This window comes from Streptomyces sp. KR55, assembly GCF_052245645.1.
GTDB lineage: Bacteria > Actinomycetota > Actinomycetes > Streptomycetales > Streptomycetaceae > Streptomyces > Streptomyces flavusporus.
The window spans coordinates 1-17,258 of sequence record NZ_JBQQCE010000044.1 but is presented as its reverse complement, the minus strand read 5'-3'; the positions used below and the strand labels follow the sequence as shown (position 1 = coordinate 17,258).

Below are 17,258 nucleotides of genomic sequence, written 5' to 3'. Positions count from 1 at the left end.
GATCAACTCAACCCCACACCGACGGAGGTTCGTATGCGAACCCGTGCACCATCGAAATCCGCGAGCGCAACCAGAAGCAGTGTGCTGCGCTTGCTGCTCGCGCTCGCGATATGTCTGGGCCTGACATCGCCCCTGATGACGCAGACCGCCAGCGCGACCGGAACCACGCTGACGAATCCCGGCTTCGAGTCCGGCGACCTCAGCGGCTGGACCACCACCGGAACCGCCTTCAACGGGGCGGTCACCGACGACCCGGGCTGGGGCTGGGGCTGCTGCTTCAACCAGCAGGGCTCCTACCACCTGTGGGGCTTCGCCGCGGGCGGTGACGCCCCCACCGGGACGGTGACGTCCGAGCCGTTCGCCCTGACCGGCACCGGCATGGTCAGCGCCCTGGTCTCCGGGGGCCGCAACGAGAACGACCTCTACATCGCGCTGACCACCCTCGACGGAACCATCCTGCACAAGGCCACCGGAACCGATGACGAGGCGTACCGCCGCGTCACCTGGGACGCCCGCGACCACCTCGGCGAGCAGCTCCGCATCTCCGCGGTCGACCAGGCCACCGGCGGCTGGGGACACATCAACCTCGACGACGTCCGCGTCGGACTCGACCAGGCGCCCGCCCCCTCCCCGGAAGGACTCGCCGCCCACTGGGACTTCGCCGAGGGCCAGGGCACCACGACCAGGGAAAAGGTCAGCCAGGCCGCCGACCCCATCAGCTACGTCTTCAACGACGCGCAGTACAAACCGGACAGCGACCCGTTGTGGCGCCCGAAGCGCGAGGAGGACGGCGTCCTGTCCGGCGCTCTGCTCTTCGACGGCTACTCCACCTGGGTCTCGCGCGCCGCGGCGCAGACGCAGCTGCCCGCGGACGGCCTGACCGTCGAGGCGTGGGTCGCGCCGCGCGCGTTCGAGTGGGGTGACGACGGCAAGCCTTCGGCGGTCGTCAACCAGCAGGACAAGGGGGCGAAGCGCGGCTTCTCCCTCGGTGTCGGCCGACACGGAAGGTGGCAGTTCGGCGTCGGAACCGGCGACGCGTGGTACGAGACGACGGTCCCGAAGCCGGCGGCCCTGGCGGCGGGCAAGTGGGCGCACCTGTCGGCCGTGTTCGCGCCCGCCGACGGAGCGATCAGGCTCTTCCTCAACGGCGAGCAGGTCGCCCAGACCGCCATCCCCACCAGCGCGCGGCTGGCCAAGGCCGACGTTCCCCTGATCATCGGCCGTCACAACCAGCCCGCCATCATCAACGGCACGTTCGCCGTCAACATGTTCAACGGACTCATCGATGAGGTGAAGATCCACACCGGAGCACTCACCCCCGCATTGGTGGCCGCCGGCCACCAGAAGGACGTACAGACCTTCGCCGGCGGTGTCACGCCCACGGCGCGGATGGCGATGGACCGTTCGCGCTATGACGGTGACCGCTACCGTCCCGGCTACCACTTCACCGCCCCGAACCACTGGATGAACGAACCCCACGCCCCCATCCAGTACAAGGGCAAGTACCACCTCTTCTACCAGCACAACTCCCACGGCCCGTACTGGCACAACATCGCCTGGGGACACGCGGTCAGCGAGGACCTGGTCCACTGGCGCGACCTGCCCGTCGCACTCGCGCCCACCGAGGACAGCGTGGCGCCCGACGGAGTCTGGTCCGGCGACGCCGCTTACGACGAGAACGGCGTGCCCGTCCTGCTGTTCACGGCCGGCAACGACTCCCAGCGCCCCAACCAGGCCACGGGCCTGGCCCGCCCCGTCGACCCCAGCGACACCGACCTGGTCGAGTGGAAGATGCACCCCACCCTCGTCACCAGCCAGACCGCTGACCTGAACGTCGGTGCCGGGCGCAAGGTCCGCTTCGGTGACTTCCGCGACCCGTTCGTCTGGAAGGAGGGCGACACCTGGTTCCAGCTCATGGGCTCCGGCGTCCAGGCCACCGACGGCAGGGACATCGGAGGCACGGCCCTGCTGTACACCTCCAAGAACCTCACCGACTGGACGTACTCCGGACCGCTGATGGTCGGTGACGTGGCGGCCTACCCCAAGACCGGCCAGGTCTGGGAGCTGCCCACCTTCCTGCCGATCGGAAAGGACGCCCAGGGCCGCGAGCGCCGGGCCCTGCTCGTCAACCCGGCCTTCCCGGCCGGCCCCGGCGAGTACAGCAGCAAGTACGTCTACTACTGGGTCGGCACCTGGGACGCCCAGACCCGCCGCTGGACCCCCGACTCCACCGAACCCCGGCTCATGGACTACGGCGACCACTTCACCGGCCCCAGCGGAACGGTGGACGACAAGGGACGCTCCCTCGTCTTCAGCATCGCCCAGGACCGGCGCACCGAACGCGCCCACTACGACGCCGGCTGGGCCCACAACGCGGGCCTGCCCATCGAACTGTCCATGCAGCCCGACGGTGACCTCGGGTTCCGCCCCGTGGAGGAGGTCTCCCGCCTCCACGACGGCGGACCACTCCTCGACATCAGCGAACCGACCTCCCTCACCGACGCCAACACCCGCCTGGCCGGCATCAAGGGAGACATGCTCCACATCAAGCTGACCCTGGAGCGAGGCAGCGCCAGCACGTTCGGGCTCGACGTGCTCCGCAGCCCCGGAGACGAAGAACGGACCCGCCTGTTCTACGACGCTCCCGCAGGGCAGCTGGGCGTCGACCGGACGCGATCCGGGAACAACTCCAGCGCCGAGCCCAACTTCGGCATCCACAAGGGCCCGCTGACTCTCGCCAACGGCAGCCTGACACTCGACGTGTTCCTCGACCGCTCGATGATCGAGGCGTACGCAAACAACCACAAGTCCATCACCACCCGCGCCTACCCCTTCCGGCAGGACTCCCTCGGCCTGCGCCTCTTCGGTGACGGCAGCGTCGTCAAGTCCATGACCGTCTGGAAGATGGGCAACATGACCGACTGACCCAGAAGCCCAGCCGCACCAGGCCCTCTGCACAGTCTGCTCGGCCCGCAGCCTCGACGCTGCGGGCCGAGCAGCGGTATGCGCAGGTAGCACACCGTGGACCACAGTGCCCTGCACCAGCAGGAACGCCGTCCAGAAACCGCCTATCGCTGGGGAGAATCTGGGGAGAATGAAGCCGCTTTGGGGAGCGGCTGGGGAGAATCAACCGCGCAAAACGGCGTCACCGTGAAAGCTCCGGAAAGGAGCAAAGCCGCAGGTCAGCATCCCTCCTACAGCGATCTGTGCAGGTCAGCGCGTTGAGGGCGACAACTTCAAGAAGATCTCGTCCTGGGCGGCGATCCTGTTCGCCCCGACGCTGGTCGGGACGATCTACGGGATGAACTTCGCGCACATGCCGGAGCTGCACTGGGCGTTCGGCTACCCCTTCGCGATCGCCCTGATGGGCATCGTATGCACCAGTTTGTACGTCATCTTCAAGCGACGGGACTGGCTCTAGGGAGGCCAACACCTCCTCAAGCAGTGTGCACTGTTCGCTCTCCCACCTCCCGAATCCGGGGAGAAACGAATGGCAGCCCGCACCTTGCGCTTTCCGCAACGAGCCCGCATGGCTTCCTGTTCGGCGCTACCCGCGCAACGTCGCCGCCGCTGCGGCACATCACAGACGGTGAGCATTTTCCAGTAGCGCACGGCGGAGCCGTCGGCGGAGGAGAGCGGAGCGGCGGTATCGAGTTGACCGGATGCCGCCTCCGTTTTAGTGTGGAGTGCGTACGGAGACAGCCTCCGTTTTGGTGGAGCGCAAGAGGTGGGAGGGCGTATGGGCGCCAGTGGACAGCAGGGGCGCAAGCCCCGTGCGGACGTCCAGCGCAACCGTGCCGCCCTCCTGGAAGCGGCGCAGCGTCACTTCCTGAAGTACGGGGTCGGCACGTCTCTGGAGGCGGTGGCCAAGGAGGCGGGCGTCGGGCCTGGCACGTTGTACCGGCACTTCCCCACCCGGGAGGCGCTCTTGGCGGCCGTGCTGCAGACGCGCTCCGAGGAGCTGGTGGCCCGCCAGGCCGACATCGCCCAGCTCGGTGACGCCTCTGAGGCGCTGGTGCAGTGGCTGCGGGCGATGGAGGAGTACTTCAGCGCCTTCAGCGGACTGCCGGAACCGCTCATGGCCGCGGCCAGGGCGCAGGAGCCGGACAACCCGCTCACGCTTCCCTGCGACACCCTCATCGCCACCACCGAGGAGTACGTGCGGGCCGCGCAGCTCGCGGGGCGCGTGCGCCCGTCGGTGAAGGGCTACGACCTGTTCCTCGCGGCGATTGCCGTTGCCTGGATCAGCGGCACCGACGCCACCGACGAGGCGTCACTCGGCCGTCTCCGCACGCTCATCGAAAGCGGATACCGCGAGCGGGACGACGAGGCGTAGGCCACGGGCCGCTCCCTCATAGTCGGCTGCCTGGACATCCTGGGAGCCGACGGTTTTCCCGGCGACGGCCAGCAGCCCCGCCCGCACATTCATCACATCTTGCCGCCCTCAGGGGTAGCGCAACCTTTGAAGGGACAAATCATGAGAATTGCTGCTATCGGTGCAGGAGCGATCGGGGGGAATCTGGCCCGCAAGCTCAGCGCGGCCGGTCACGACGTTCAGGTGGCGGACGCCCGGGGCCCCGAGGTCGTCCCGGACGACGTGCTGAAGTTCGGAGCCCGCGCGGCGACCCCTGCCGCTGCCGTCCAGGACAAGGACGTGATCATCCTGTCCATCCCCTTCCACCGGGTCCCGGAACTGGCCGGCCTGTTCGCCTCCGTTCCCGGCGAGACGGTGGTCATCGACACCTCCAACTACTACCCCCACCTCAACGGGCGCATCGACGCGGTGGACAACGGACAGGTGGAAAGCCTGTGGGTCACCGAGCAACTGGGGCGGCCCGTGGTCAAGGCATGGAACGCCGCCCTGGCCGACACCCAGCAGACCAAGGGCGTTCCGGCGGGGACCCCGGGCCGCCTCGCCATCCCGGTTGCCGCCGACTCCGATGAGGCACGGCGTGTGGCCATGCGCCTCGTGGACGACACCGGCTTCGACCCCTTCGACGCCGGCGCGCTGGCCGACTCCTGGCGCCAGCAGCCCGGCACGCCCGCCTACTGCACCGAGTTGACCCTTAAGGAACTGGGTCCGGCCCTGGCCGCGGCCGACCGGGCCGAGGCCCCACGCACACGTGACCGCCTGATGGAACGCTTCGCCGCCCTCACGTCCACGCCCACCCTGAAGGAGGTCGTCGAGATCAACCGCTCCGCCCACCGCTGACCCACCCGACGCCGCCGTACTCGTGCACGGGACGACACGAGGTTCTCTGGGGTGTTGCGGGTCAGGGGCGTCCCCGCAACGTCGGCGAAGTGCTGTGCGATGTCGCTGGGCCTCGTCGCGAAGGCCGGGCCTGGCCCGGTACGACCGGTGACGGGGCTCGGTCATGGGCAGATGTGGTGGCCGCCGTGCAGTCGGCTGTCAGCCGAGGCTGAGGATGGCATCGACCAGTAGGTCCGGCTGCTGCTCCTGCAGGAAGTGACCGGCGTCGGGGACCTTCACATGGTCCCGCCCCTGCGCACCTGGGACGCGGGTCTGGAGGCTCCGCTCGAATGCGCGCGTGATGTCTTCGTGTTCGGCGAAGGCGGTGAGGAACGGCTTGTCGAAGGCGGCCAGCCCGGCCCAGGCGCGGCGCAGCATCGAGGCGGGCGGGTCTGTGACGTCGAGCGGTACGAGCCGCGGGAACTGCCGCGCTCCGGCGAAGTGCCGCTCGGACGGGAAGGGAGCGTCGTAGGCGGCCGCTTCCTCCTCGGTGAGGACGTGGGCGGTCTGGTTGAGGGCGCTGTCGGGGCTGCCGACGGCCCACAAGGCGGTCAGGTCGGGCGACTCGGACTGCTCCAGCCAGTGCAGGAATGCGCCGGCCGCAGGCGCGAACTGCTCCGAGGTGAACGCGGCCATGACGTCCGGGTCGGTCAGGCCGGTGTTGGCGGCGACCGCAGCCGCAAACCGGTCGGGCGTGAGCCCGACGTGCACGAGGAAGACGAACCCGCCCCAGTCCTGACCGAACAGGGTGATGTCCCCCGCCACACCCTGAAAACCGATCGGTTTTCAATTCGTCCGCATCGAGTTAACCTCGCAGTATGACCACCGAAGTGAAGCCAAGTACCAGAGAGCGGCTGCTGGAGGCGGCGGCCACGCTCACCTACCTAGACGGTGTCGGCATCGGCGTCGAGGCTCTGTGCAAGGCGGCGGGGGTGTCGAAGCGCTCCCTGTACCAGCTGTTCGAAAGCAAGGACGAACTGCTGGCAGCGAGCCTGGAGGAACGTGCCTCTGCCTTCGTGGCGACCCTCCTGCCCACGACGGATGACGGCCGGTCACCCCGCGAGCGGATCCTGCACGTCTTCGAGCAGGTGGAGTCGCAGGCGGGTGCGCCGGAGTTCCAAGGCTGTCGGTACCTGGCTGTTCAGATCGAGCTCAAGGATCAGAGCCACCCTGCGAGCCGGGTGGCCCACCGGGTCAAGGCGAACCTGACGGAGTTTTTCCGTTCCGAGGCCGAACAGGGTGGGGCGAGCGATCCCGACCTGCTGGCCCGGCAGCTCAGCCTGGTCTTCGACGGCGCCAGTGCCCGTGCGGGGATCGGAGCCGACAAGCTGACTGGGCTCATCGCGCCCACTGTGACCACCCTGCTCGATGCGGCAGGCATGCGCTGACGCATCCCTTTTCGAGCAGGCCCGGTGACCGATGCGCTCTCCGGGTTGATGCCCGTCTCCGGCAGCCGGAGCGGCTCCCATGGCTTCACGCCCCTGCTTCCCGGCAATCGGAGGGGAGCCCGATGGCCGTAAGGGTGTTGACGAGCATGCCGTGCGCGAGGAAGGCCGTCGTCTCGTTGGCATCGGCACCCAGCGGCAGGTGCACGGTTTGCCAGAGCCTCATCCAGCCGACCCGGACCAGTTCGCCGATCTGGTCATCGCCCTGAGCCTCGGCGGCTGCCACGATGGCGTATCCCTGCATCTGCATCTGGAGCGTTTCGGGGTGCGCCGAGACCAGCCGCGCGTAGGCGTTCGCCATGGCCTGGAGGGCCTGCTCGCCCTCCTCCACCCCCTTGGCCGCCCCCTCGAAAGCCAGGCGAGTGTCTTCCATGCTCCGCGCCAAGGCGGCGACGAAGATCGCTTTCTCGGCCGGAAAGAGCCTGAAGAGATACGGCTGCGTGACACCGACACGCTTGTCAATCCCCTCGGTAGAGGTGCCGTAGCAGCCCTTGAGCGCGAACTCGGCGATCGCTGCGCGGATGACGCTCCAGCGTCTCTCCTGCGCACCGATCCTGGCCATGCCGTCCGTCCGGCAGGCGCCGGTCGGTTTGCGTCAGGCGCCTTGCCGCCTGACGGGGCGCGGGCCCGCAGGGCCCTTGTTTCGACACCACGGAATGCCGACCGCCATGAGACGGGCCCCGGGTTGCCGCGCGTCACGACAGCGCTCCGCCCCACCCTCACCGAGGCCCCGCAGGCGCCGCGAAGCCCCCGCACCGCACGGCTCCCAGCGTATGGGCGGACGCGTCCGGCCCGACGGCGGCCGAACGTCGGCCCTCTGACGACGGAATCGACCTCAGCGCAGACGGTGACGCGGCCCGGATCGGGTTGACGCTTGAACTTGCGCATGGAAACCGATCAGTTTACGGTGAAGGGAAACCGATCAGTTTCTCAACGTGCTCGGGAATCCATGATGACGACAAATCGGCCGGTGGCACTCGTGACGGGTGCGTCATCCGGCATCGGGAGGGAAACCGCGCTCGCGCTGGTCGCAGCGGGTTTCGACGTGGTCGGCACAGGCCGCGACACCTCACGCGTCGCCCCGCTCGGCGGTGTGACGTTCCTCGACCTCGACGTGGCCAGTGACGCCTCGGTCACCACCGCGGTCCAGCAGGTGATCGTGCAGTTCGGACGGATTGACGTCCTGGTCAACAACGCCGGCATCGGCGCGATGGGTGCGGCCGAGGAAACCTCCATCGCGCAGGCCCAGGGCGTCTTCGACACCAATGTCTTCGGGGTCATGCGCATGGTGAACGAGGTCCTGCCGCACATGCGCGCTCAGGGACGTGGGCGCATCATCAACATCTCGTCCGTACTCGGGTTCCTGCCCCAGCCGTACATGGCCGCCTACGCCGCCTCCAAGCATGCGATCGAGGGCTACTCCGAGTCCCTGGACCACGAGGTCCGTGACCTGGGCGTCCGGGCGCTTATCGTCGAACCCGCCTACACCAGGACCGGATTCGAGACCAACAGCGCGAAGCCCGACACGCCCCTGCAGGTCTACGAGAAGCAGCGGCAGACCGTCGACCGCGTGATGGCGGAGGCGACCAGGGACGGCGACGCCCCCGCCATCGTCGCCAAGGCGATCGTCGCGGCAGCGACCGACGCCAAGCCGAAGCTGCGCTACACCGCCGGCCCCATGGCCGGACGTGCGAGCGCACTGCGCCGCGTCGCTCCCGCCTGGGCCTTCGACAAGCAGATCCGCAAGATGAACAAGCTGGCCGGTTGACGCCCGCCGCACCCAAGCACACCCGCAAAAAGACGCACATGGAGCGCCACATGGCGGAGATCCAGATCGAGTTCGATGTTCCAGCGGAGATGCGTGACGGCACGGTGTTGCGCGCGGATGTCTACCGGCCTGGCGGTACGGGACCGTGGCCGGTGCTGCTGAGCCGGCTGCCGTACGGCAAGCACACGCCCGTGGCGGCCATCGGGCTCGATCCCCTGGCGGCGGCCAGGCGCGGCTTCATGGTCGTCGTACAGGACACCCGTGGCTGGTTCGTCTCCGACGGGGAGTGGGAGCCGTGGAAGTCGCAGCCCATTTCGTGGACAGGCCCGCACTGGTGACCTCGACACGGCCCCGTACCGCGTCCGTCGGGCCGCCGCGGACATGGGGCCGATCGTCACCAAGGGGACTCATCCATTCCCCCTCGTAGCGGTCGCGGCTGCACGAGCCGGGATTCGACGGCCCGGAGCTCCACGGACCGCGTCACTGCCGAGATCGTCGCGGCGGTCCGGGCGGGCGTCACGCCTGACTTCCCTGTCTCCTTCCGGCTGTCGGGGAAAGTCCGGGCAGTACGAGGCCCGCCTCGCCGACCCGCCCGCAGAACCAGAGCGGTCCCGGTGGCGCCGAGCCGTACGACGCGGCACTCCTCAAGCCCCTCCGCAAGCCCCTCCGCTGAACTCTGCCCAAGCTCCTCGCTCCGTCTGCGCTCGCCAACGTCACCCGCCGCACGCCAGGCGAGCACGGCCTGCACCGGATGCCCGGCCAGCCTCCCCGGAAGCTTGGGATCCGCCGACTTCACTCGACGCCGCGCGTCGTAATCATCCGACACCCCCCCTGAGTCTCGTTTCCGAACTCACCTGATCACTGCGGGTTTGAAAGCAGGACTCAACCGACTTGCACGAGGAAACCGATCGGTTTACGGTGGATGAAACCGATCGGTTTCCCATTTCCTGGAGGTAGTCGTGACAGCAATCAAGGGCGCCACCGTCTTCGTCACCGGAGGCAGCCGGGGCATCGGCAAGGTGCTGGTCGAGGAGCTCTACGCACGCGGTGCCGGCAAGGTCTATGCCACGGCCCGTGACCCGCGCTCGGTGACGCACCCCGATGCCGTTCCGCTGGCGCTCGACGTCACTGATCCGGCATCCGTGGCAGCCGCCGCCGAGCAGGCCCAGGACGTCACCATCCTGATCAACAACGCCGGCGCCTCCGTCGGCGCCTCGTACCTCAACTCCCCGATGGACGACGTGCGCCGGGATCTGGAGACCAACTTCTACGGGCCGCTGCTGGTCACCCGGGCTTTCGCGCCGATCATCGAGCGCAAGGGCGGGGGTCACATCCTCAACGTCCACTCCGCCCTGTCCTGGCTGGCCGACGGCACGCCCTACAGCGCCTCCAAGGCCGCCCTGTGGTCGCAGACCAACTCTCTGCGCCTGGAGTTGCAGCCGCGCGGCATCGCGGTGACCGGGCTCCACGTGGCCTACGTGGACACCGACATGACGTCAGGCATCGACGCGCCCAAGGCCGACCCCCGCGACGTCGCCGTGGCCGCGCTCGACGGCATCGAGGCGGGAGCGCACGAGGTGCTGGCCGACGACACCACCCGCTGGGTCAAGTCCCAGCTGTCCGCCGACCTGGACGCCATGTACGCCCAGCTGAAGCAGTAGCACGCACTCACGCATTTCAAGGAGTTCCTCGTGGAAAGTTCGCTCACCCACCGCTTCGTCGATGTGAACGGGGTCCGGCTGCACATCGCCGAGCAGGGGCAGGGGCCGCTGGTCCTGCTGCTGCACGGCTGGCCGGAGAGCTGGTACTCCTGGCGTCACCAGTTCGGGGCGCTGGCGGCGGCCGGATACCGGGTCGTTGCCCCCGACCAGCGCGGCTACGCCCGCAGCGAGCAGCCGCCGGACGTCACGTCGTACACCCTGCTCCACCTCGTCGGCGACGTGATCGCCCTGATCGAGGAGCTGGGGGAGGAGCAGGCGGTCGTCGTGGGTCACGACTGGGGTGCACCCGTTGCCTGGACCGCGGCGATGCTGCGCCCGGACAAGGTCCGCGCGGTGGCCGGGCTCAGTGTTCCGCCCATTCTGCCGGGCGGGATGGTCCCGCCCTCGATCACCCGCACCCAGTACGGCGAGGGCTTCTACCAGGTTTACTTCCAGCAGCCGGGAGTCGCTGACGCGGAGTTCGCCAAGGACATCCCGGACTCCTTGCGCCGCCTCCTGGTCGGTGCCTCGGGCGACAACCCGCTCGGCAGGGAGCCCCGCCCGTTGGTCGTACCCGACGGTCTGGGGCTCCTGGACACCATGCCGGAGTCGCCCGCTCTCCCGGCCTGGCTGACGGAGGAGGACATCCAGGCGTACGCCGAGGACTTCGCCCTGCACGGCGAGCAGGCGTTCACCGGAGCCTTCAACTGGTACCGGAACATCGAACGCAACAACGAACTGCTCGCGCCTTTTAGGGGGCGCGGGATCGACGTCCCCGCGCTGTACGTGGTGGGAGACCGCGACATGGTCACCTCATTGCGCGGCCCGGGCGGGGGCAGCTCGCTGAGCGAAATCTTCCGTGGCCAGGGCGGATCGGGCAACCCGCTGAGCGCTGCCGCGCCTCAACTGCACGGCCCGGTGGTGCTGCCGGGCTGCGGGCACTGGACTCAGCAGGAGCGTCCCGCCGAGGTCAACGCCGCACTCCTCGACTTCCTCGCCCGCATCGACGGCCCGGCGCCCCGATGACCCTACGCAGAATCCGCCTGGCCGGCACCGTCCGGACAAGCAGCCCAAGACGGTCACCGACCACCTCCTGGGCTTTCTGAACAGCTGATTCACCCCAACCAGACAGAGGACACACTGATGCCAGAGCGCAACCCCATCCTGATCACCGGTGCCGCCGGCGAAATCGGTGGTGTGAGCCGGACGATGGTCGACATGCTGCTCGAACAAGGGCACCCGGTGCGCGCGTTCGTGCGCCAGGACGACGAACGCGCGCACTCGCTCCGCCAGGCAGGGGCCGAGGTCTTCGTCGGTGACCTGCTCAACATCGCCGACGTGACCGCCGCGCTGAAGGGCGTCCGCCGCATCTACTTCAGCATGAGCCTGTCGCCGTACTACACCGACGCCGTCAGCCTGATGGCCGCGGCGGCGCGGGCCCAGGGCGACATCGAGGTCTTCGTCAACATCTCCGAGTACGAACAGTCCTTCATGACGTTCGAGAAGATGACCGCGCCGGAGGAAGAGCGGCGTTCATGGCTCGGCGGACTCGTCACGCAGTGGTCGCCGCAGCAACGGGCCCACTGGGTCGCCGAGCAGGTGCTGGAGTGGTCCGGCATCCCGACCGTCAACGTGCGGGCGGCCATGTTCGTCGAGAACCCCCTGATGACCTGGCTGGCGCTGGAGCCGCTGAGCAACGGTGAACTGCGCCTGCCCTTCGGCCACCACCAGCTCGCGCCCATCGCGGGTTACGACGTGGCGGAGCTGTGCGTGAAGATCCTGGCCGACCCGGAGCCGCACATCTCGAAGTCCTACGACCTCACCGGTCCGGAGCTGAAGGACATGCACGGGTTCGCGGAGGACTACGCGGCCGCGCTGGGACGCCAGGTCACTTACGTTCCCGAAGACGTCGAAACCTGGAACGAGGCCTATGTGGACGCCGCCCTGTCCGCGTATCCGCACATCGCGGAGCACCTGAAGACCCTGACCCGGCTGATGGGCGGCGGTGGGTACCGCGGCGTCACCGACCAGTTGGAAACCCTGCTCGGGCGCCCGCCGAAGACCGTGCGGTGGGCGCTGGAGAACCATCCGCGCATCCGGAAGCTGGCGTCTGCCTGAGCCGCTGAGCGGTCCTGGCCACCCCTCCGGCTCGTCGGATCCCGCCCCTTCTGACAATGCGGAGGATGCCTCCGTATTGCCGAAAGAGAAACGGATGCATCCTCCGTACGTCGACGCCGGAACACTGGACGAAAGCTGGCGCTTCGAACCGGAGTCCGGCGCCTACACCCGCATCTACCTCGCCGACCCCGACGTGCCGGCCGAGCACATCCGCGCATCCGAGGCGCCCCGACAGGCCGGACTGCTGATGGTGGCACTAGCTCTGCGGGACGTCCTTGACGAACACGATGCCGTCGCTGTCCGCCAGGTGGGCCGGGTCGAGCGGGGCGTAGCCGAACCAGGGGGATACGCGGGGCGCGGGCCGCGTGTCGCCGAGGGCGGTGGCCAGCCGCGGGGCGTCGATGACGCAGCGGTCCTCCGGGAGCGCGTACAGGAGTCCTTCGACGGTGTCCGGCGGCGGCGTGTCCACTCCCTGGTGCCGGATCGTGCCGAGGGCCGTGGCCAGGAAGGCATACCTCTCGCCCAGACGGGCGCTCACGAGCGCGCCGGCGCTCCACCACTCCACCGGCAGGTCGCCCATCCGCATCGTGCTCTTGTCCCGCTGGAGATGCCCGTTGTGGGCATGCACCAGCGCCGGTCCCTGCTCGGCGATGGCGAGCAGGTTGGCGGCCATCATCGAATCCCGCAGGCCCACCAGCCGGGTCATGCGGGCCGGTGAGGTGTCGGCCATCCAGTAGTGGTAGCGCAGCAGGCCGGTGGCGGTGCGGCCGTACAGGCACGCCCGGTCCCAGTCGTCCCGCGAGGTCGCCGTGATCAGGTGCGGCGTCTGCGCGTCGAGCAGCGCCACCAGATCGTCGGCAAGCAGCCGCAACTCCCCGGCCTCGGCCGACTGCCCCACGGACTGGGCCGGGTCCATCATCGCGGCGGGATCGGTCCACCGGTCGTCGGTGCCGAGCAGGCGGTCGAGTGTTTCCGCGGTGCAGGGGAGCAGGTCCGCGTCCACCCGGGCCTCGAGGTAGCCGTGGAGTGCGGTGAGGGCCTGCCGGGGGCTCGCGGCGCCGGTGATCTCCAGCGGGCCGTCGAAACCGGCGAAGCGGAGCCGCTCGGACGCGGGCCGGCCGTCGTTGTAGGCACGCATCCAGCGCACGAGCTCGCGGTTGGCCGCCGAGGTGCCCCAGCCGTGGCTGAATCCGTGCTCCATGACCTCGTCGAGGGTGCCCGTGCCCGAGGTGACGTGGTCGTCCACGACCAGGCCCATCATGCAGTCGCTCTCGATCGCGATCGTCCGGTAGCCCTCCTGCTCGACGAGCTGCCGGAAGAGCTCGTTGCGCAGGTCGAGCAGAGTGTCCTCGCCGTGGGTGGGCTCGCCCAGGGCGAGCAGCCGAGGCCGGGCCGGGAGCAGCCTCATGACGGCGGCAGCCTCGACGGCATGGGCGGTGTCCTTGATGTCAGTCGCCATGCCTTCAACGGTATCGTTGAACCTTCGATTGAAACTTTCCCGCGATATGGTCAGTTCCATGGGGCGAAACCTTCAAAACGGTGAGCGACTCAGGCCGGTTGATCTGGCGCGCGGGCACGGTCTGTCCACGCAGGCGATCAGGAACTACGAGGAGGCCGGCATCCTTCCGGCCGCCGGTCGCACACCCCACGGCTACCGCACCTATACCTCGCTGCACGCCGGGGCCCTGCGCGCGTTTCTTGCCCTGGTGCCCGGCCACGGCCACCGGACGGCGACGTCGATCATGCGGGCGGTGAACGAGGGCGCGGCCGATGAGGCGTTCCGCCTCATCGACGAGAGCCACGCCCAGCTCCTCGACGACCGGCGGACCCTCCAGGCCGTGGAGAGCGCCCTCCGCGACCTGGAGCCCACTGCGGCGTCCGAGCCCGGTGTGGGGTCCGAGCCGGCCGCGGTGTCCGGCCCCGGCGGCACGTTCATCGGGCCGCTGGCAGGGAAGCTCGGAGTCCGGCCCGCGACGCTGCGCAAATGGGAGCGCGCCGGGCTGGTGCGCCCGCGCCGCGACCCGCGGACCGGGTACCGCGTCTACGACGAGGCCGACGTACGGGACGCCCGGCTGGCCCACCAGCTCAGGCGGGGCGGCTACCTGCTGGAGCAGATCGCCCCGCTGATCGCCCAGGTGCGGGCGGCCGGCGGGCTGGAGCCGCTGGAGGCCGCCCTGTGCGACTGGCACGGTCGGCTGTCCGCCCGCGGGCGGGCGATGCTGACCGGGGCCGCAGAGCTGGAGGCGTACCTCCGCGAGCGCGGATGAGACTAGGCGCCGTCCCCGAAACCGGATCGCACTGAATTAGGTTAGGCTAAGCTAAGCAAATGTCGGCAGTTCGGACCCAGCGGTGCGCGCGTCCTCAGGGGGAGGGAAACCACGCATGGGCTTGCCCGCCATCGACTCCTACCCGATGCCGGACCGCACCGCCCTCCCCCGGTCGCGTGTCTCCTGGAGAATCGATCCGGCGCGCGCCGCGCTGCTGGTGCACGACATGCAGAACCACTTCGTCGGCACGTTCCCGGCGAGGCGTTCCCCGGTGGTGGAACTCGTCGACAACATCACGGCGCTCCGGGAACTGGCCGGGACGCTGGGCATGCCGGTCGTCTTCAGTGCGGAGCCGGCCGGACAGCCGCCGGGGCAGCGCGGGCTCGTCGCCGACATGTGGGGTCCGGGGATCGGGGACGAGCCGGACGCCGCGATCGTGGAGCCCCTCACACCTCGGCCCGGTGAGCATCTGCTGGCGAACGTGCGCCACAACGCCTTCCTGCGCAGCCATCTCGGCCGACTGCTGCGGTCGAAGGGCCGCGACCAGCTGATCGTCTGCGGGGTGTACGCGCACCTCGGCGTCCTGCTGACCGCGGCGGACGCCTTCATGAACGACATCCAGCCGTTCGTCGTCGCCGACGCGGTGGCCGACTTCTCCGCCGAGGAGCACGCGTTGGCCCTCCGGTGGGCCGCACGCAGCGGCATGGTCTGTATGACGGACGGTCTGCTGCGCGGTCTTCTCCTGCACAGGGAGCCGAAGAACGCGTGACCACATCGCACGCGGCATCGGGCCGTCAGGAGGAGCTGCGGGGCAGCGCGGTCGTCGTCAAGTTCGGTGGCCACGCCATGGTGGACGCCAGCCTGCAGCGGACGTTCGCCCGGGACATCGTGGAGTTGTGGCACGCGGGCCTGCGTCCGGTCGTCGTACACGGGGGCGGGCCGCAGATCAGTGCGATGCTCGGCCGCCTCGGCCTGGAGACCCGGTTCGAGGCGGGCCTGCGGGTGACCACGCCGGAGACCATGGAGGTGGTGCGCATGGTGCTGACCGGACGGGTCCAGCGGGAGCTGGTGGGGCATATCAACGCCCATGGGCCGTTCGCCGTGGGTATGACGGGCGAGGACGCGCACACGATGACGGCCGTGCGGCGGCCGGCCTGGGTGGACGGCCGGCCGGTGGACATCGGTCTCGTCGGCGACATCGTGGACGTGAATCCCGGCATGGTGCGCACGCTCCTGGAGCAGGGGCACATCCCGGTGGTCTCCCCCGTGGCACGCGGTGAGGACGGGCAGGTCTACAACGTCAACGCCGATCTCGCGGCGTCGGCCCTGGCCGTGGCCCTCGACGCCGAGCGGCTGGTGATGCTCACCGATGTGGCGGGGCTGTACGCGAACTGGCCGCACAGCACCGAGGTGATCGAGCGCCTGACGGCCGACGCGCTGGACGGGCTGCTGCCGGGGCTGGCGAGCGGGATGCTGCCGAAGATGGAGGGCTGCCTGCGGGCCGTCCGCGGCGGTGTGCGCAGGGCACATGTGCTCGACGGCCGCGTGCCGCACGCGGTACTGCGAGGCGTCCTCGACGAGGCCGGGCCCGGCACCACCGTGGTTCCCGACAACAGCCCGGTCACAGAGTCCTTCTGAGGATCCGCGCATTGCGCCGTGGGTCCAGGGACTCTGCCCAGGACTGGGGTGCCAGGCGCGCTGTCGTGGGCGTGAAGCCGTACCGGAGGAACAGGCCGCCGCTGCCGGTCGTCGCCGTGAACAGGCCACCGAGCGCCAGGGCGCGCGCCCTGGCCAGCACGGCGCGCAGGAGCCCGGCCCCCACTCCGCTTCCCTGCCTCTGCCCGGCCACGCAGAAGTTGTACACCACGCCCGCGGGCCTGCGGCCCTCCCCCGGTCCGGCCGGGTGCACGCGCAGGCCCACGCAGCCTTCGAGAGCGCCTCCAGGGGTCTCCGTCACGAGGAAGTCGGCCGCGTGGGTGGCGTAGAGCGATACGGGCCGCTCCCGCAGCGCCCCCGAGCGGACGAAGGGCCGGGACAGTTCGGCGAGTGCGGCAGCGTCCTCCTCACGGGCGACGCGCACGGAGAACGTCGGCGCGAGGAGCGTATGCGGCCCGGTCAGCCCTACGCGCACGGGCGGCCCGGATAGTCGTCGGTCTCGGGTACGCCCGCTGCGCGCATCCGGCGCAGAACCTCGTGCAGGACCGACTCGTCGCCGATGTCCACGGGGCAGTTGGTCTCCCTGTCGAAGACCAGGGTCTCGCCGGCCGTGTTCCAGACGACCCAGCGACGCGGGAGCCCGTCTTCCTCCCAGAGGTGCGCATAGCTCTCCACGACCGCCGCCTTCCTGCTCATCACGCCGGCCTGTCGGTTTCACGGCCGTCGACGTACGTCGCCACCACCTCGATGTCTCCGATGCGTGACGTGTCGACGCGCCGGGGGTCGTCGCCGAGTACGACCAGGTCGGCGAGCTTGCCCGGGGTGAGGCTTCCCAGGTCGTCCTCCCAGTGGCAGGCGAAGGCGCCGGCGACCGTGTAGGCGCGCAGCGCCTCGTCGACGGTGATGCCCTCGTCCGGGCCGATCACCTGGCCGGACTCGGAGGCACGCTCGACCATGAACTGGACGGCCCGCAGCGGGGATCCGTCCGTGACGGGGCGGTCGGAGCTGCCCACCAGCGTGATGCCGTGGTCCAGGAACGCCCTGCCACGGTAG

Annotated in this window: 18 protein-coding genes and 1 pseudogene; 13 read left to right on the top strand and 6 right to left on the bottom strand. The window is 69.4% G+C overall.

Annotated features, from left to right (window positions below; genetic code table 11):
• Positions 1-135 precede the first annotated feature (135 nt).
• From ACTWQJ_RS09340 to ACTWQJ_RS09325, 4 genes and pseudogenes are all read left to right on the top strand, one after another.
• Positions 136-2,925: a GH32 C-terminal domain-containing protein gene (locus ACTWQJ_RS09340; protein WP_443306152.1), complete on the top strand. Its 2,790-nt coding sequence runs from the start codon at positions 136-138 to the stop codon at positions 2,923-2,925.
• A gap of 310 nt (positions 2,926-3,235) precedes the next feature.
• Positions 3,236-3,421 (top strand): annotated as a pseudogene (locus ACTWQJ_RS09335) (CorA family divalent cation transporter); the annotation flags it as partial.
• 318 nt (positions 3,422-3,739) lie between these two features.
• A complete protein-coding gene (locus tag ACTWQJ_RS09330; protein ID WP_443306151.1) occupies positions 3,740-4,336 on the top strand; it encodes a TetR/AcrR family transcriptional regulator in 597 nt (198 codons plus the stop codon).
• A 141-nt stretch (positions 4,337-4,477) separates the two neighbouring features.
• Positions 4,478-5,212 (top strand): NADPH-dependent F420 reductase, encoded by a 735-nt coding sequence (locus ACTWQJ_RS09325; protein ID WP_443306150.1) that lies wholly within the window; start codon positions 4,478-4,480, stop codon positions 5,210-5,212.
• Positions 5,213-5,410: 198 nt separating this feature from the next.
• On the opposite strand, the gene ACTWQJ_RS09320 is transcribed toward ACTWQJ_RS09325, so the two are convergent.
• Entirely contained in the window at positions 5,411-6,016 is a 606-nt protein-coding gene (locus ACTWQJ_RS09320) for an alpha/beta fold hydrolase (protein ID WP_443306149.1), read from the bottom strand.
• Positions 6,017-6,069: 53 nt separating this feature from the next.
• Between ACTWQJ_RS09320 and ACTWQJ_RS09315 the strand changes: the two genes are divergently transcribed.
• Positions 6,070-6,639: a TetR/AcrR family transcriptional regulator gene (locus ACTWQJ_RS09315; protein ID WP_443306148.1), complete on the top strand. Its 570-nt coding sequence runs from the start codon at positions 6,070-6,072 to the stop codon at positions 6,637-6,639.
• Between the two features lie 85 nt (positions 6,640-6,724).
• Here ACTWQJ_RS09315 and ACTWQJ_RS09310 read toward each other — a convergent pair whose 3' ends face one another.
• A complete protein-coding gene (locus ACTWQJ_RS09310) occupies positions 6,725-7,258 on the bottom strand; it encodes a TetR/AcrR family transcriptional regulator (protein WP_443306147.1) in 534 nt (177 codons plus the stop codon).
• 390 nt (positions 7,259-7,648) lie between these two features.
• Here ACTWQJ_RS09310 and ACTWQJ_RS09305 point away from each other — a divergent pair, with 390 nt between their 5' ends.
• The 5 genes from ACTWQJ_RS09305 (at position 7,649) to ACTWQJ_RS09285 (ending at position 12,282) form a co-directional block, all read left to right on the top strand.
• Positions 7,649-8,464 carry an oxidoreductase gene (locus tag ACTWQJ_RS09305; RefSeq protein ID WP_443306166.1) on the top strand — a complete coding sequence of 272 codons (816 nt, stop codon included), beginning with the start codon at positions 7,649-7,651 and terminating at the stop codon, positions 8,462-8,464.
• 50 nt (positions 8,465-8,514) lie between these two features.
• Positions 8,515-8,802, top strand: coding sequence for a CocE/NonD family hydrolase (locus tag ACTWQJ_RS09300; RefSeq protein WP_443306146.1), 288 nt, complete (start codon positions 8,515-8,517; stop codon positions 8,800-8,802).
• A 621-nt stretch (positions 8,803-9,423) separates the two neighbouring features.
• Positions 9,424-10,125, top strand: a complete 702-nt coding sequence (locus tag ACTWQJ_RS09295; protein ID WP_443306145.1) for an SDR family oxidoreductase — start codon at positions 9,424-9,426, stop codon at positions 10,123-10,125.
• A 30-nt stretch (positions 10,126-10,155) separates the two neighbouring features.
• Positions 10,156-11,190, top strand: coding sequence for an alpha/beta fold hydrolase (locus ACTWQJ_RS09290; protein WP_443306144.1), 1,035 nt, complete (start codon positions 10,156-10,158; stop codon positions 11,188-11,190).
• 117 nt (positions 11,191-11,307) lie between these two features.
• Positions 11,308-12,282: an NmrA family NAD(P)-binding protein gene (locus ACTWQJ_RS09285; protein ID WP_443306143.1), complete on the top strand. Its 975-nt coding sequence runs from the start codon at positions 11,308-11,310 to the stop codon at positions 12,280-12,282.
• A gap of 256 nt (positions 12,283-12,538) precedes the next feature.
• Here the strand turns inward: ACTWQJ_RS09285 and ACTWQJ_RS09280 are convergent, their stop codons facing one another.
• Complete coding sequence (locus ACTWQJ_RS09280) at positions 12,539-13,741, bottom strand: erythromycin esterase family protein (protein ID WP_443306142.1); 1,203 nt, start codon at positions 13,739-13,741, stop codon at positions 12,539-12,541.
• Between the two features lie 58 nt (positions 13,742-13,799).
• On the opposite strand from ACTWQJ_RS09280, the gene ACTWQJ_RS09275 reads away from it, so the two are divergent.
• From ACTWQJ_RS09275 to argB, 3 genes are all read left to right on the top strand, one after another.
• Entirely contained in the window at positions 13,800-14,549 is a 750-nt protein-coding gene (locus ACTWQJ_RS09275) for a TioE family transcriptional regulator (RefSeq protein WP_443306141.1), read from the top strand.
• A gap of 115 nt (positions 14,550-14,664) precedes the next feature.
• The gene (locus ACTWQJ_RS09270; RefSeq protein ID WP_443306140.1) at positions 14,665-15,318 is read left to right on the top strand and encodes an isochorismatase family protein; all 654 of its coding nucleotides are present in this window, start codon (positions 14,665-14,667) and stop codon (positions 15,316-15,318) included.
• Positions 15,315-16,187, top strand: a complete 873-nt coding sequence (gene argB, locus ACTWQJ_RS09265) for an acetylglutamate kinase (RefSeq protein ID WP_443306139.1) — start codon at positions 15,315-15,317, stop codon at positions 16,185-16,187. The genes ACTWQJ_RS09270 and argB overlap by 4 nt, the downstream gene beginning before the upstream one ends.
• Here argB and ACTWQJ_RS09260 read toward each other — a convergent pair.
• The 3 genes from ACTWQJ_RS09260 to ACTWQJ_RS09250 form a co-directional block, all read right to left on the bottom strand.
• On the bottom strand, positions 16,171-16,680 hold the full coding sequence (locus ACTWQJ_RS09260) for a GNAT family N-acetyltransferase (protein WP_443306138.1): 510 nt from the start codon (positions 16,678-16,680) through the stop codon (positions 16,171-16,173). The two genes, argB and ACTWQJ_RS09260, sit on opposite strands and share 17 nt — an antisense overlap.
• A complete protein-coding gene (locus ACTWQJ_RS09255; RefSeq protein ID WP_443306137.1) occupies positions 16,671-16,901 on the bottom strand; it encodes a hypothetical protein in 231 nt (76 codons plus the stop codon). The genes ACTWQJ_RS09260 and ACTWQJ_RS09255 overlap by 10 nt, the downstream gene beginning before the upstream one ends.
• A partial coding sequence (locus ACTWQJ_RS09250) for an amidohydrolase family protein (protein WP_443306136.1) occupies positions 16,901-17,258 on the bottom strand: 358 nt, incomplete at its 5' end. The genes ACTWQJ_RS09255 and ACTWQJ_RS09250, both read right to left, overlap by 1 nt.

Coding starts and splice junctions, on each gene's coding strand:
- ACTWQJ_RS09340 (WP_443306152.1), top strand. CDS start 136: ATGACGCAGACCGCCAGCGCGACCGGAACCACGCTGACGAATCCCGGC.
- ACTWQJ_RS09330 (WP_443306151.1), top strand. CDS start 3,740: ATGGGCGCCAGTGGACAGCAGGGGCGCAAGCCCCGTGCGGACGTCCAG.
- ACTWQJ_RS09325 (WP_443306150.1), top strand. CDS start 4,478: ATGAGAATTGCTGCTATCGGTGCAGGAGCGATCGGGGGGAATCTGGCC.
- ACTWQJ_RS09315 (WP_443306148.1), top strand. CDS start 6,070: ATGACCACCGAAGTGAAGCCAAGTACCAGAGAGCGGCTGCTGGAGGCG.
- ACTWQJ_RS09310 (WP_443306147.1), bottom strand. CDS start 7,258: ATGGCCAGGATCGGTGCGCAGGAGAGACGCTGGAGCGTCATCCGCGCA.
- ACTWQJ_RS09305 (WP_443306166.1), top strand. CDS start 7,649: ATGACGACAAATCGGCCGGTGGCACTCGTGACGGGTGCGTCATCCGGC.
- ACTWQJ_RS09300 (WP_443306146.1), top strand. CDS start 8,515: ATGGCGGAGATCCAGATCGAGTTCGATGTTCCAGCGGAGATGCGTGAC.
- ACTWQJ_RS09285 (WP_443306143.1), top strand. CDS start 11,308: ATGCCAGAGCGCAACCCCATCCTGATCACCGGTGCCGCCGGCGAAATC.
- ACTWQJ_RS09280 (WP_443306142.1), bottom strand. CDS start 13,741: ATGGCGACTGACATCAAGGACACCGCCCATGCCGTCGAGGCTGCCGCC.
- ACTWQJ_RS09275 (WP_443306141.1), top strand. CDS start 13,800: ATGGGGCGAAACCTTCAAAACGGTGAGCGACTCAGGCCGGTTGATCTG.
- ACTWQJ_RS09270 (WP_443306140.1), top strand. CDS start 14,665: ATGGGCTTGCCCGCCATCGACTCCTACCCGATGCCGGACCGCACCGCC.
- ACTWQJ_RS09255 (WP_443306137.1), bottom strand. CDS start 16,901: ATGAGCAGGAAGGCGGCGGTCGTGGAGAGCTATGCGCACCTCTGGGAG.